Here is a 15,108-nt window from a genome sequence, read left to right as displayed (position 1 = left end):
TTTTGTACATGGATATAAGGGAAAATTTTAGCAAGAACCAATAACAAGCCGTCCTTTTTCCAAAAATGCTATAATGGAGAGGTTAATGAAATTCTAGCTAAGGGGAAATGAATATGATTCTCGTTGTTGGTGGAGCTGGTTACATTGGTAGCCATCTTGTGAAGGAGTTAGTAGAAAAAGAAGAGGTCGTTGTGCTCGATAACTTGTCGACTGGGCACCGCGCGGCTGTTGATAGCCGAGCTATTTTTGTAAAAGGTGACCTTGGTAATGAAGAAGACTTGCAAATGGTCTTTAGAAGCTATCCAATCGATGCGGTTATGCATTTTGCTGCTTATAGTTTAGTTGGGGAATCAGTAGTGGACCCATTAAAATATTATGAAAACAACGTGGCAGCAACTTTAACTCTGTTAAAAGTAATGATGAAATTTAATGTGAAAAACTTTATTTTTTCATCTACGGCCGCCACCTACGGAATTCCTGAAGTGGAGCTTATTGATGAAACGAGTGTAACTGCACCGATTAATCCTTACGGCCATTCTAAGCTAATGGTAGAAAAGATTCTTGCTGATTTTTCAAATGCCTACGGATTAAACTATGTGGTTCTTCGCTACTTTAATGCTGCAGGCGCGCATAAATCTGCCGTTATTGGTGAAAGTCATGATCCAGAAACCCACTTGATTCCAATCGTCCTTCAGCAGTTGCTAGGACAAAGGGAAAAAGTAGCTGTATTCGGCACCGATTATGATACTCCTGACGGGACATGTATTCGGGATTATATTCATGTGACTGATTTGGCAGAGGCGCATATTCTTGCACTCGAAGCTTTGTTAACAGAGAAGAAATCGGCTGAAGTGTATAACCTTGGCAACGGACTTGGCTATTCGGTTAAGGAAGTTATTGAAACATGTGAAAAAGTAACCGGTGTGAAGGCGAATGTTGAAATGGCAGACCGCCGTGCAGGTGACCCTGCTAGATTGGTTGCTTCATCACAAAAGATTTTCACCGAGCTAGGCTGGAAAGCAGAACGAAACCTGGAGCGAATCATCGCTGATGCTTGGAATTGGCATCAAAATCAACAATACTAATAGAAAATATGGTGTTTCTAAACCTCTTGCCTCGCGTGCAGGAGGTTTTTTTATATTTAGTAGAACTATTTCATTATTTAGACTTATCTTTGAATAAATAATTGATTTACCTCGTAGACAAACTTGGGTATGATTTTTTGTAGTTACATAGAAAGGCTGTGGGATTTTGAAATTATTTTTAAAAAATTATCGGTTTACGCTTATTTTATTGTTGTCCATTATCATTGGCGGGATAGCAGGATTGGTTTTCGGACCGAAGACGTCTGTCGTTAAGCCGTTAGGGGATCTATTTCTTAATTTAATGTTTATGATTATCGTGCCATTAGTGTTTTTTAGCATTGCTTCTGCTATCGCTAATATGAACGGCATGAAACGTTTAGGAAAAATAATGGGCAGTATTGTTGTAGTTTTCTTAGTGACTGCCTCTATCGCAGCTATTCTCGGATTAGCAGGTGCGTCCATTATTCAGCCCATTCAGCATGCGGATATAGCTTCGATTAAAGAGGCCATGAACCAACCATCGGGGGAGACGGATGCGGAAAAGGTAACGTTCCTTGGACAACTTGTAGCCACTTTTACTGTCTCTGATTTTAATTTATTGCTATCGAGAAGCAATATGCTGCAGTTGATTGTGTTCGCGGTTCTTTTTGGAATCTCCACGGCAATGGTTGGAGAGAAAGCCAAGCCAGTTACAACCTTTTTATCTGCGGCAACAGCTGTCATCATGAAGATGGTTAGCATAGTGATGTACTATGCTCCTATTGGACTGGGCTGTTATTTTGCTGCAGTTATTGGCGAGCTTGGTCCGCAAATTTTAGAAGGATACGCTCGTTCGTTTGTTCTTTATTTGATTCTTACCGTCATTTATTATATCGGCTTCTTCACACTTTACGCCTTTATTGCAGGTGGTAAGGACGGGGTGAAACTATTTTGGAAAAACGCGATCACGCCTTCGGTTACCGCGCTCGCGACCTGCTCAAGTGCAGCATGCATTCCGGTCAACTTGGCAACAGTTAGAAGGATGGGCGTACCAAAGGATATCGCAGAAACGATTATCCCACTGGGGGCCAACACGCATAAAGATGGTTCTGTCTTTGGTGGCGTACTGAAAATCGTTTTCCTCTTCGCTTTGTTCGGGAAGGATTTAACAAGTATCTCCAATATTTTAAGCATTTTGGCTGTAGCCTTTTTAGTTGGTGCGGTGATGGGTGCAATTCCTGGCGGCGGAATGATTGGCGAAATGCTCATCATCAGCGTATATGGATTCCCGCCAGAAACACTGCCAATCATTGCGGTTATTAGTACAATCATTGATGCACCGGCTACCCTGCTGAATTCAACCGGTAATACTGTCTGTGCGATGCTCGTCACACGACTCGTTGAAGGCAAGAACTGGATTAAACAAGCATTAACGAACAAAGGCAACGGAGAAATCGCCTAAAACAAGGGTGTCCACTGAGTGTGAACAAGTGTCTTTCTTTGGTGCCTGACACCAATTTTTTAACACCTAATACATCAACGAAGGGACAGAGTGAATAGCTCTGTTCCTTTTTTGTGTTTTGGGTTAAGATTTAATTGTCCAAACAATATGTCAATGAAAAAATGAGGTGTTCATTTTGGAGTATAATCCTACAGATAATAAGGATAACAAGGCTGAACGATGGAATAGTGAATTACTAAAGGAGCGCCTCAACCTAACTCTTGCCTTCAGCAAAAGATATCAGATGTCGGCAGCTGTTTGTTATCTCCGATTACATCTTCCATTAGAGCTATCCCAACATATAGATGACGAGATCGAAGAGACTCTTGCTAGTAAGATACTAGTGAGATTAAAGCGGACGATTCGGGATATTGATACCGTTGTGAAAATAAATAGAACGGATTTTATTATTTTGATTGCAAACATCACTGAGCATGATTGTCAGGTCATAAGCGAGAGGATTCTCTGTTCGATTTCAGATACTTATACCATCGACTTTCATCATTTTTCCATTAACAGCAATATGGGGATTTGTATGTTTCCGTATGGTGCGGAGGCACCTGAGGAGCTCCAGTCGATTGCCAAAACGGCCATGTATGAAGCAGAGGAGATGGGGGATAATCAATTTGCACTTTACAAGGGGGAATTAAATCAAAAGGCCCACCGGAAAGTGCTCATTGAAAACGATCTTCCATATGCATTAAAGAAGGGCCAGCTCTATGTCCAATACCAACCACAGTTTCATCTGGAAAAGAGAACCATCGAGGGAGTAGAGGCGTTAATCCGCTGGAATCATCCAAGTCTTGGAGACATTTCACCGGCAGAATTTATTCCCTATGCCGATGATGCGGGTATGAGCCATAGTCTTTTTTTCTGGATATTTGAAGAGGTATGTAAACAAATTCAAAGGGAAACAGATCGGAACTTGAAATATTCAATTAATCTGTCCGTGAATCAACTTCTCCTATCCTATTTTTTACCCGAGATCACTAAGCTGATTGGGAGGTATTCGCTTTCGGCAAGCCAAATTACATTGGAAATTACCGAAAACATTGAAGTATATACAGTAAAAAAGGTAAATGATACATTACGCTCTCTGAAAGAGATGGGTTTTACGATGGCTTTAGATGACTTCGGGAACGGCTATTTCTCGTTTTCGGACTTTATTAAGCTACCCGTTGATTTCATTAAGCTGGATCGCCATTTTGTTTCAAGTTTATTGAAAAACAAACAGCATGAAGGTGTCATATCACCGATTATTCAGATGGCCCATAATCTGGGCTTACAGGTGATTATTGAAGGAATTGAAGATCATACACAGTTTTTGGTGTGGGGAAATCTGGGTTGTGATATTATTCAGGGTTATTTTATTAGTAAACCGTTAACCTTTGAGGTGCTTAACGATACAATCGTTGAGATAGAAACAAGAGTTAAGGCAAGTAATTGATTTAAGGGTGGCAATTATATGAGAAAAACATGGAAAGATATTCTGCTTATTTTAGTCGGCGCACTTATTTTTGCCATAGGGGTCAACTTTTTCACCATCCCGAACCGGTTGTCTGAAGGTGGAATTTTAGGGATCACGATTATTGCCCACTATTTATTCGATTGGTCTCCGGGTGTGGTTAACTTTGTTTTAAATATTGTCCTGCTGGCAATCGGTTATAAGTTCTTTGATAAAAGAACGATGCTCTATACCTTATTTTCAATTGGGGCCTGCTCCGGGTTGTTGTATCTGACGGAGGATCTAGGAAGGCAACTGACAAAGGATACCTTTTTGGCTTCTGTGTTTGCGGGGTTATTGGTCGGTGTCGGACTAGGGCTGATTTTTCGGGCTGGGGGAACCTCAGGGGGATCCACCATTTTAGCAAGATTGGCAAATCAGCTGCTAGGTTGGAGCATCGGGAAGGCGATGCTCATAATCGATATCATTGTTGTCGCAGGTTCGGTATTTATTATTGGTCTTGAGAAGGCGATGTACACGTTGCTGATTGTATATATTGGGGCGAAAGCGATTGATTTCATTGTCGAGGGCTTGGATGAGCGGGTGGCTGTTTTAATTATCTCCAATTCACCAGAACTCGTTTTGGAGAATATTACGGGTAAAATGTCACGGGGCTTAACTGTGCTAGACGGTCGCGGCGGCTACTCAGGACAAAACAAAGAAGTCCTCTATATCGTGATCAACAAACAAGAAATCGTCCAACTAAAAAGCATCATCCGCGATATCGACCAAAACGCCTACGTCACCATCCACAACGTTCACGAAATGATGGGCAAGGGGTACAAAGCGGGTTAGTATATTTGGAAGACTGAAAGAATGTAAAGAGTAACTTATGATTGGGAGAGAATAAAAGTGCAAGAAATTCATACTGCAACCCCATTGGCTGAAAGATTTGAGACAGCTTTTAATCGGATACATAAATGTCTTATGAAACTAGTTCGCAATGCAAGAAGTGATAGTTTTAAAGTATTATTGGACAGCGGAAATTCCCATGCCATTATTCGGACCCATCGGCATGATCTCTATCAATATGCAAAGCTTCGTAATGCCCTTGTCCATGAAAAAATAAAGGAACGGTATTATATTGCAGAGCCAAATGTGGATGTCGTGACGCACATAGAAATGATTGCTGAGCAATTTGAACAGCCTCCGACTGTTTTATCCATTGCCAGTTCACCGGTGCTTTATTACAAAGAAGACACACCGTTAAAGGATATTTTAAAAGTAGTAGACAGGCTTTCATACACGATGTTTCCGATCTACGACTCAACAGGCACGTTTAAATGGTTGCTTACTTCGGAAGGGATTATTCGTTGGTTATCTAAACAGCCACTTTCAGGTATCTCCATTGAAGACGTTCGTGTTCATGACCTTTTTGTTCATGAAAAAAAGCATGACGTTGTCTTTGTAAAAAGAGAGACAGATATTTATGAGGTAGAGGAAGTTTTCGAAGATGCCTTTTTAGCCCAAAAGAAGCTAGAAGCTGTCATTATCACAGAAAATGGGCAGACAACGGAGAAGCCGCTCGGAATCATCACGTCATGGAACTTAGTTGAAATCGATGCGTTAGAGCAGCAATTGCAAAAATAATATGGGCAGTAAACTAAAATCCTGAGAGTCTATCAAGGAAGCCCTTGACTGACCTCAGGATTTTTTTAACTTGTCTGTTGATTTCCGCTCCAGGCACTTCGCTTTCCACGGGCGTTCCGGGAGCCTCCTCGTCGTTCCTCCTGCGGGGTCTCCCGAGACCGCTACTCCCGCAGGACATTGAATACGCTTCATCGAATCATCACCGCACGAAGGAAATGCGATAGCATTTTCGAGGATCTTCGTGCCTTCCGCTCCAATCAACAGGTGTGTTAAATCAACATAATGCTTTAACATAGCATTTATTTTTAAAATTAGGAGCCAGCCAATATTTTCTAAGTGATGACCTGCCTTGTTTTTTCATTTACAATAATATTCAGATAAAATTTATGTGTGGTGGTGCTTGTGTTTGTACTGGTGATGTTCCTTGGGGTATTAATGCCCATCGTCGGGTTCGTCGTTTTAGTGATGCTAAGATTGCTCGACCAGGAGCTGGATGTCCTGGAACTAGAGAATATTAAGGTCCGACTGGAAAAGGAGCTGAAGGAAAGTGAATACCGGCAGTTGTCGGAGCGGATTCAGCCACATTTTTTATTTAACGCCCTTAATGCGTTTTTATCGCTAAGTCGGATTGGCCGACATCAAGATATGACAGAAGGACTTGAACAGTTTTCGCTGTTTCTGCGCTACCGGTATCAGGATCATGAAGTGCTTGTTCCCTTTTCAACGGAGTTAGATCACACGAAAAACTATTTAGCTGTCCAACAGTTGCGTTTCGGACAACGGTTAACCGTTACCTACGAGATAGATTCAACTTTGCTTGACAGTAAAATTCCTCCATACACCCTGCAAACACTTGTGGAAAATGCCTTCAAGCATGGACTTGAGAAAAAGGCGGGGGACAAGCAATTGACGATTGTGTTCGAGCGGGAAGGGAATTGGGTGTCCTTAAAAGTGTTTGATAACGGTCCTGACCGAATACTTGAGCCTGCTTACTGGAAGGGAACAGGGCTACATAATATTGAAAAAAGGTTTCAACTCATTTTCGATCTGCCGTCGACGATTCGATTATCAGAAACGAAGGATGGGCGGACATTAGCCCATGCCTATTGGCCATACTTACCTGGAGATGATTAAATGAACATCCTACTTGTTGATGATGAATACCTGGAAATTGAACAATTGCGCTTTCTCATCCACCGTAAATATCCATTATGGAATATCTTTTCAGCAGAGGATAGCGTGTCTGCCTGGAAAATAACGGAGCAGGAAAGCATTCATCTGGCCTTTGTTGATATCCGGATGCCAGGGGAGGACGGTTTGACCCTGTCCAAGCGGTTAAAGGAAAAACAAAGTGGCATTGAGATTGTCATTGTTTCTGCACACCAGGATTTTTCCTATGCCAAAAGGGCGATTCAAGCAGAAGTCATGGACTACTTGGTGAAGCCTGTTATTGAACAGGAATTATTAGCGGTAATTGAAAAGTACCTTGAGGTCAATAAACATGCAGTAGCAAAATCTGCACATGTTCAATATGTGATCAAGAAAATCGAACTCCATTTTTCTGGAAAATTAAGCCTTCAGGAGATTGCAGATGAAATACCGGTGAGTGCCTCCTACCTGAGCCATTTATTCTCAGAGGAAATCGGCTCGACCTTTCAGGAGTATCTCTTAACGTACCGGATTCATCAGGCAAAAAAGCTAATCGTAAGTAAAGCGGACTGGAGTATGAGCAGAATTGCAGAAGCTGCCGGATTCTCAAGCCAACATCATTTTAGCAATATTTTTAAAAAAGTAGAGGGCATGACGCCGAGTATGTACAAGGAAAAAAGGGGATGAGCTTCCCTTGCTCAGGCGTGGAGCCAATTAGTTAAGGAGAAAAACCAATGATTGATTGGTATGTCATTCTGTTTTTAGCGATCGTCCTCTTGATTTTCCATATGGGGGAATTTGCCGGTCACAAGGATGCAGTTACCTATGTACGGCTCTCAGGAAAAAATCAAGTTGCGACGGGGACTGTTTCAATGCTTTTTCGGTTTCTTACCGGGACCTTTGTTTTTATCCCTGTTTACTTAACTGTTAGTCGCGGATACTTGGCGGGACTCGTACTTTCTATAGCAGGGGTGGCTGTGCTTATTTGGTTCAGCAGAAAAGTTAGCCAAATGAACGACGACTTTGCGGCTTTTCAACATATAGGATCCCTTTTACGGGAGCGAATGCCAGAAAGAGGAAGAGCGGCGGTCTATGTGTTGCTGTTTCTTGCAGGTAGTGAAGGACTTCTTCTTAGTACAGCCCTAGCTAACTCGTTTATGAAGACGGTTTTTTCAATCCAGCCGATATGGACGAGTAGCATTCTGTTCTTTTTTGTTTTTGTATTTTCAGGCATGGGCGGGGCTGGCGGGGTTCAGAAAATGGGGCGCTGGCTGTTGTTTGGCTTTTTTACCGGAATTACTATTCTGCCGGTTGCAACCATCCTCTACCATGGCGTTGCCTCGATCCATGAAAAACTTGTCCGGCTGCCAGGAGCTAGTTGGGATGAGGGAGAACTAGTGGTTGCTGCCCTTTTATTTATGGTTTTCACTGCAGGACATTTACTTGTTTATTATCTCTTATCTAGTGATCTATTGGCAGTAAAGCCTACGAGATTAAAAGCGACAATTGGACTAACAGCGATATGCTGGAGCAGTATGCCAGTGGCTGTGTCCGTTATAGTCGTTTATTTAATGTCCCGTGGTGGCGGGAATGGAATAAACGGGCTTCTGGATACGATGGGTCATGCTTTTTCTACCCCTCTTTTATATGTCCTGGCGGTAAGTGTTTTATCCTGCTTAGCTTTAAGTCTTGGGGTATCTCTTCACCATTTGACGGGCTTGCTGATTCCCCTTTTTAAAGAAGAGCAAGGGGCGTATAAGGGTTATGCATCGAGCCTTTTCCTTTGCCTATTGTTTTATGGAGCATCCTTCGCCGTGGACTTTACGACGGTATTTATTTTTTATATTCATTTGTTTGTTTCCCTGTGCCTGCCACTATGGTTGCTTCTCGGTTACCGTGTACGCTGGGGCTGGGAGCTTTCCCTTGTGCTTATCGCTTCCAACGGATTGGGTCTTTGGGTTTCTTTTACCAGTGAAATCCTTACCGGGGTTAGTGTGAATTTAGGGATATCAAGTGCTGTATTATTTTTCCTATTTATCAGAAAAATTAGAACAATGTAAAAATACTGCAAAATATCATCAAGAAACTGCAAAACAGTCGTCCACCCCTCCGATATAATGAGAAAAAAGGGAGGCGAGCATATGGTACAAATGCTGGAAAAACAACAGTATTTTTATGCTTTTAGTAAAGAGAACAAGGTCGGATTACGTGTACCGTCTGGGGCACAGGTGGTAGTTGAAACGTTTGATTGCTTTCAGGACCAAATTCAATCGACGGAGACGGAGTTTAACGCGATTGATTGGAATCAAATTAATCCGGCCACTGGAGCGATTTTTGTAGAAGGAGCACAACCTGGGGACGTTTTAAAAGTTAAAATAGACAACATTGAGCTTGGTGATAGCGGCGTACTAGCTACCGGACCGGGACTGGGCGTTATGGGGCACCGAATTGATGAGTTCACCGTTAAGATGGTTCCGATTGTTGATGGAAAAGCGGTGTTTAATGAGCGAGTAAAGCTGCCATTAAATCCGATGATCGGTGTGATTGGGGTTGCACCTGAAGGGGAACCCGTTCCATGTGGGACACCGGGTGCACATGGCGGCAATATGGATACCAAGTTAATTACAACGGGAGCGACACTTTATTTTCCTGTATTCCAAGAGGGTGCGTTGTTTGGCCTTGGAGATTTACATGCCGCAATGGGGGATGGAGAAATCGGCGTATCCGGTGTTGAGATTCCTGGAAAAGTGACGGTTACGTTAGAAGTGCTGAAGGGAAAAACGATTCCGTTCCCGTTTCTTGAAAATGAAGAAGGGACTGCAGTCATTGTTTCGAAGGAAACACTTGATGAAGCAGCCAAAACAGCCGTTGAGATCTTTGTGGATACACTGCTTCCGCATACGGACCTGACGCTGGCTGAACTGACGATGCTTTTTAGTGCTGCAGGAGAGGTTCAGGTTTCGCAAATTGTTGACCCACTTCTAACTGCAAGATTTGTCGTACCAAAATCCATTCTCGAAGCTTACGATGTGAAGCTTTTCGAATAGGGAGGGGAAAGGATATGGAACCAGTCGTGCCAACAAAACAACAGATCAATCCACAGGGTGGACAGACAAATGTAGAACAATTCGGTTATAAACAGGAATTAAAACGTGCATTAACCTTTTGGGATTTGCTCATTTATGGTCTTGTATTCATGGTGCCGATTGCTCCGTTCGGAATTTATGGGTATGTTGCCCAGGGATCTAACGGAATGGTCGCCCTTGCCTATTTGGTAGGAATGGTCGGAATGATATTTTCTGCGTTAAGTTATGCAAGGATGTCTGAGGCGTTTCCAATTGCTGGCTCAGTTTATTCCTATGCGCAGCGCGGAATTAACGAGCACGTGGGCTTTTTTGCAGGATGGGTTATTTTATTGGATTATATTTTAATACCCGCTTTGTTATATTTAGTCAGTGCCGCAGCCTTACATGACATGGCACCAGAAATTCCGATTTGGATTTGGTTGGTTGCGTTTATTGGGATTAACACAGTGATTAACTTTTTCGGGATTGAATTTACGGCTAAAGCCAATAAAGTTATTGTGGTGCTTGAATTAATTGTCCTTGTGGTATTTGTCGTTGCTGCGATTATCGCGATTACAAAGGGCGTTAATGGAGCAGAATTTAATTTTAAGCCATTATATGATAAAGAGCATTTCAGCATGAGTGCCGTTATGGGGGCCGTTTCCATTGCGGTGTTGAGCTTCCTTGGATTTGACGCGATTTCGACGTTAGCAGAGGAAACAAAGGGCGGTAAGAAAGTCGTTGGCCGGGCCATTATTTTCTCGTTGTTAGTCGTGGGCGTTTTGTTCATCATCCAGACATGGGTGGCAGCGTTAATTTGGCCGGATTATGCTTCATTTGAAAATGCCGATGTTGCGTTCTATCAGATTGCTGAAATTGCTGGAGGACCATGGTTGAAATGGACAACGATTTTAGCCACAGCCCTTGCTTGGGGAATTGCCGATGCATTGGTGGCCCAAGCTGCGATTTCTCGTATTCTATACAGTATGGCTCGTGATAAAAAGCTGCCGAAGATTCTTTCAAAGGTGCATCCGAAATATCAAACGCCGTATGTCAGTACGTTTCTTGTAGCTACCATTTCTCTTGTGGTGACAATTGGATTTGCGTCACAGATTAATAGTCTTACCTCACTTGTGAATTTTGGTGCCTTGACTGCGTTCTTGTTCTTGCACCTATCGGTTATTAATTATTTTATACGAAAGCAAAAAAGTAAAGATTACTTGAATCACCTTGTGTTCCCGTTGATTGGCTTCGTGATTATCGGGTACGTTTGGTTCAATCTTGACCCAACCTCGAAGAAGCTCGGTTTCGTCTGGATGGCGATCGGAATTATCTATATGATTTACTTGAAGCTTGCGAAAAAGGATTCTACTTTGAATGTGGAATAGGCATTATTTTTATGAAAAAAGGAAGGCAGCTATTGTAAGAGAAGCTGCCTTCCTTTTTCATTTAGTTTTGAACTTTCTCCAAGCTTACTCTTCCCGAGAAAAAGGTAGCTCCGCCGCCCATGTCGGCGATGCGGTCGGGTGTGAGTTGGTTGACTAGCTGTTTCGCATCATCTCGGTCGGACCAAAGTCCCTGGGTAACCACGACCCCGGGAAGAACACTTTCTCCAACAGAAGCCTTTAGCACACACTCCCCGCGATCGTTCCATACACGGACCTGGTCTCCATCCCTAATTCCTAACGGAAGGGCATCCTTTTGATTGATATGCACACGTGGTTCCTTTTCCAGTGTGACGTGTTTTGCATTATTAGAAAAAGTAGAGTTTAAGAAATTGTGATTAGGTCCTGGAACAAATTGAAAGGGATGGTCCCCATCATTTATCAATGGTAGGTATGTTGGTAACGGTGGATGCCCAGCCTCACGCATTCTCTCAGAATATAACTCTATTTTCCCGCTAGGGGTCGCGAGTCTTCCAGGAAACATCGGTTTCACAGCTGCCTTCATGTATGAATGCTTGACGAGGGCATCATAATTAATTCCCTTGAGTCCTGTGTTCCGTGGATAATCAAGGGCTGTAGCAATCAGCTCGGCTTCAGTCTCCTCTAAGGCAGGCTCTTCCAAGCCCATTCCTTTTGCCAGCAATCGGAAGATATCCATATTTGATTTTGACTCTCCATATGGTTCTATTACAGGTTGTTGAAGCTGAATATAATGGTGCCAGTAGGAGGTATAAAAATCCCTATTCTCAAAGGAGGAGGTCGCTGGTAAAACAAGGTCCGCATACATGGCCGTTTCTGTTAAAAATAAATCATGAACCACGAGAAATAAGTCCTCACGTCCAAGACCTTCCCGCACCTTCTGACTAGAAGGTGCAACAACAGCTGGATTCGAGCCGTATACATACAGGGATTGAATAGGCGGGTCTAGCGTCAGTAGCGCATCACCGATCTGATTCATATTAATGGTTCGGGTCGCTTTCTTTTTCAAAAGGTCCGGCCGCTGCAAACCACTTGTGTTAAATGCGAGATACGCAGAATTTCCTTTAATTGCACCGCCGCCTTTTAAAAGCCATTGGCCGGTGAGGGCTGGTAAACAGGAAACCGTACGGACGAACATGCCGCCGTTATCGTGATGCTGCGGTCCATTCCCAATTCGGATAAATGAAGGAGAGGTTTTTCCGTACAGGCGGGCAAGTTTGTAGATATCTTCTGCAGGTACGCCAGTAATGGTGGAAACTATGTCCGGATCGTATTGGCGGACTTGCTCGCGTAATTCCTCATGTCCTACCGTATAGGTTTGTAAAAAGTCATGGTCCACTAGGTTTTCCGCAAACAAAATATGCATCACACCAAGGGCAAGAGCGCTGTCCGTCCCTGGTAAAATCGGAATAAACCAATCTGCTAATCTACCCGTTTGATTTTTGTGGACATCAATCACAATAATTTTGGCGCCATTTTGCTTCCGCGCCTTTTGGGCCAGGGCTACCTGATGCATGTTAGTGCTAGCCGCATTAATCCCCCAAAAGAGGATGAGTTTGGATTCGATGGTGTCCTCAGGATCAATTCCTATGCTGCTGCCCATGGTATAGCTGTAGCCAACAGAGCCGGCAGAGGAACAAATCGTCCGGTCTAACTGGGAAGCACCCAATTTGTTGAAGAAGCGGCGGTCCATGCCCTCTGCGGTAAGCCGCCCCATGTTTCCATAAAAGCTGTAGGGAAGGATGCTCTCAGGGCCATCGGATGTAATCAGATCCTTCCAACGGGTTGTAATCGTACTGATGGCTTCATCCCAGCTGACCCGCTCAAACTTCCCTTCACCTTTGGCTCCGACTCGCTTAAGTGGATAGTGTAATCGTTTTTCGTCATAAATTCTTTCGCTCATGTTACGAACTTTGTTGCAAATATGCCCTCTTGTCACCGGATGCTTCGGATCGCCTTCAACCTTCACAATCTTTCCATCCCTCTTATGTAAGAGCAGCCCACATTGATCTGGACAGTCGAGGGAGCAAACAGAGCGGAACACCCCATCTTGCTGCATAGACCAAACCCTCCCTTAAACAAATGAAATCTTACCTTCTATCTTATCAGAAAATGTGTCAGTTGGGGTCTGTCCCCATGTCAAAGGGGGCCTGACCCCAAGTCGTGACCCCAAGTCTAGCCCCCTTCGTCTTAATTGATTTTCTTTTTATCTTTACTCACAATAGTAATTTCGTATGGGTCGTTTCGGACTTCTTTGGTTATGTCATCCGTTTGAATAAAGCTGTTGATCTCATCTTCAATTCGTTTTGCGATGTCCTTCGCCTCGTCGTCGGATGAATCGACAGATGTCTTAATCGTAATTTGCAGTGGAAGTGGGTGGAAGGAATAAGAAAAACCACTCACTTTAAACTCTTTGTTCGCCATAAGACCACCTACAAGAATACTAATGATGTTATTTTTCCCCCATCGTAATTCTTGTTCGCGCGCCGTCATATTGATTTTGCTGATTCGATACTTAAACTTGCCGCCATACAAAGCGGTTGTGGTGTCGAGGAAATGTTTCAGTTCTTCGGTTCTTGTTTCTGTTTTTGGAATCGCTACATATACAAATCTCTCAAACTGATTGATTCTAGCCTCAACTGGGAAGGGCATCTGGTAATGATTTTTTTCAAGATAGTCGATAATTTGCTGCTGAAGGGCTTCACTTTCCTTTTGATACTTCTCTACTTTTGGATCTTCTTTTTCAGGAACGATGACTCTTTCACGCTTGGTGATAATATCAAAGCTTCCAAAATTATTGGCGATTAATGCTTTATTCACATTTTTCTCCACATGTCCCTTGATGTTGTTGTAATCACTCTTTGAATACCGCAACCCCAATTTCACTTCTTTATCAGGTATGGATATTTCAAATGAGCCTAGCTGGTACCCTTTGGCGTTGGCGACATCGCCAATCACTTCTGCCGCGGCATGTTTATATTCTTCTTGCTGGATAAACAAATGGAAGTAAGGAATCTTTGCCGCTACTTTGGCCGCACCGAGTGACAAGTTGGCAGACCCGATTAAGATGACAAAAACAGCTGCAGCGGTAATGCTTGAAAAGAGCACTTTCCTCGAAGCTCTCTTTTTTGTTACCAATCGGGATTCGCCGTTTTGCTGCTTAATTATATTTAAAACATTTTGCTTATGTTCGTTCTTAAATTGTAGTTCATCCAATACAGCTTTAGGGTATTTCATATTATTTTTCATAAATATTGCTCCCCTTTAATGATGTTTTTAATGAATTTCTTCCGCGATGAAGCCTGGTTTTTACTGTATTGGTATTGAGATTTAAAAGCTTGGCAATCTCATCGACGGTACATTCCTCATAGTAATAAAGGGTAATCACTTCTCTCAATTTGATTGGGAGAGAGAGCACCTGTTGAAAAATCAACTCTTTCTCTTCGCTCTCAATCATTTTCATATCTGCCGTAGGTGCCCCACTTTTTAAAATCATCTGTAAAAAGTCTTTGTATTGAAGGTTTCTAAAGGACCAACTTTTCAATACGTCCTTGCATTTATTGGCAGTGATGCGGTATAGCCAGGTTTTATAGGTCGACCGGTTTTGGAAATCGTCTAGGTGGTTATAGCAGCTGATAAATACCTCCTGTGAAATATCCTCGGCCAATTCTTTATTTTTGACATATGTAAATGCAAGTCGAACGACCATATCTCCATATTCATCCATTAACCAGGCAAGCTGATCATCCTTGGATAAATAGCTAATTTCATTAGGTGTCGAATGTTCTTTTCTTTTTATTACATACACTTC

General features: G+C 42.8%; 13 protein-coding genes. 10 read left to right on the top strand and 3 right to left on the bottom strand.

Annotated features, from left to right (window positions below; translation table 11 throughout):
* Nucleotides 1–113 precede the first annotated feature (113 nt).
* From galE to AC3A54_RS16070, 10 genes are all read left to right on the top strand, one after another.
* A complete protein-coding gene (galE, locus tag AC3A54_RS16115; protein WP_487655218.1) occupies nt 114–1,085 on the top strand; it encodes a UDP-glucose 4-epimerase GalE in 972 nt (323 codons plus the stop codon).
* A 166-nt stretch (nt 1,086–1,251) separates the two neighbouring features.
* Nucleotides 1,252–2,526, top strand: a complete 1,275-nt coding sequence (locus AC3A54_RS16110; RefSeq protein WP_487655217.1) for a dicarboxylate/amino acid:cation symporter — start codon at nt 1,252–1,254, stop codon at nt 2,524–2,526.
* Nucleotides 2,527–2,701: 175 nt separating this feature from the next.
* Nucleotides 2,702–4,012 carry a putative bifunctional diguanylate cyclase/phosphodiesterase gene (locus AC3A54_RS16105; protein ID WP_487655216.1) on the top strand — a complete coding sequence of 437 codons (1,311 nt, stop codon included), beginning with the start codon at nt 2,702–2,704 and terminating at the stop codon, nt 4,010–4,012.
* An 18-nt stretch (nt 4,013–4,030) separates the two neighbouring features.
* Nucleotides 4,031–4,864 carry a YitT family protein gene (locus AC3A54_RS16100; protein ID WP_487655215.1) on the top strand — a complete coding sequence of 278 codons (834 nt, stop codon included), beginning with the start codon at nt 4,031–4,033 and terminating at the stop codon, nt 4,862–4,864.
* 57 nt (nt 4,865–4,921) lie between these two features.
* The gene (locus tag AC3A54_RS16095) at nt 4,922–5,659 is read left to right on the top strand and encodes a CBS domain-containing protein (protein ID WP_487655214.1); all 738 of its coding nucleotides are present in this window, start codon (nt 4,922–4,924) and stop codon (nt 5,657–5,659) included.
* A gap of 402 nt (nt 5,660–6,061) precedes the next feature.
* Nucleotides 6,062–6,793 carry a sensor histidine kinase gene (locus tag AC3A54_RS16090; protein WP_487655213.1) on the top strand — a complete coding sequence of 244 codons (732 nt, stop codon included), beginning with the start codon at nt 6,062–6,064 and terminating at the stop codon, nt 6,791–6,793.
* On the top strand, nt 6,794–7,495 hold the full coding sequence (locus AC3A54_RS16085; protein ID WP_487655212.1) for a response regulator transcription factor: 702 nt from the start codon (nt 6,794–6,796) through the stop codon (nt 7,493–7,495).
* A gap of 47 nt (nt 7,496–7,542) precedes the next feature.
* Nucleotides 7,543–8,868 carry a hypothetical protein gene (locus AC3A54_RS16080; RefSeq protein ID WP_487655211.1) on the top strand — a complete coding sequence of 442 codons (1,326 nt, stop codon included), beginning with the start codon at nt 7,543–7,545 and terminating at the stop codon, nt 8,866–8,868.
* An 81-nt stretch (nt 8,869–8,949) separates the two neighbouring features.
* Nucleotides 8,950–9,855, top strand: coding sequence for an acetamidase/formamidase family protein (locus AC3A54_RS16075; RefSeq protein ID WP_487655210.1), 906 nt, complete (start codon nt 8,950–8,952; stop codon nt 9,853–9,855).
* A 14-nt stretch (nt 9,856–9,869) separates the two neighbouring features.
* The gene (locus tag AC3A54_RS16070; protein ID WP_487655209.1) at nt 9,870–11,261 is read left to right on the top strand and encodes an APC family permease; all 1,392 of its coding nucleotides are present in this window, start codon (nt 9,870–9,872) and stop codon (nt 11,259–11,261) included.
* Between the two features lie 61 nt (nt 11,262–11,322).
* Here AC3A54_RS16070 and AC3A54_RS16065 read toward each other — a convergent pair whose 3' ends face one another.
* From AC3A54_RS16065 to AC3A54_RS16055, 3 genes are all read right to left on the bottom strand, one after another.
* Nucleotides 11,323–13,356: a molybdopterin-containing oxidoreductase family protein gene (locus AC3A54_RS16065; protein ID WP_487655208.1), complete on the bottom strand. Its 2,034-nt coding sequence runs from the start codon at nt 13,354–13,356 to the stop codon at nt 11,323–11,325.
* Nucleotides 13,357–13,487: 131 nt separating this feature from the next.
* Nucleotides 13,488–14,546: a DUF4030 domain-containing protein gene (locus tag AC3A54_RS16060; RefSeq protein ID WP_487655207.1), complete on the bottom strand. Its 1,059-nt coding sequence runs from the start codon at nt 14,544–14,546 to the stop codon at nt 13,488–13,490.
* Complete coding sequence (locus AC3A54_RS16055) at nt 14,536–15,105, bottom strand: sigma-70 family RNA polymerase sigma factor (protein ID WP_308082405.1); 570 nt, start codon at nt 15,103–15,105, stop codon at nt 14,536–14,538. Before AC3A54_RS16055 ends, AC3A54_RS16060 begins: the two co-directional genes overlap by 11 nt.
* Nucleotides 15,106–15,108: the final 3 nt, after the last annotated feature.

This window comes from Neobacillus sp. Soil_C_43, from assembly GCF_057656715.1.
Note: the sequence above shows the minus strand (reverse complement) of the source record. Positions and strands in the feature narration are given on the sequence as shown.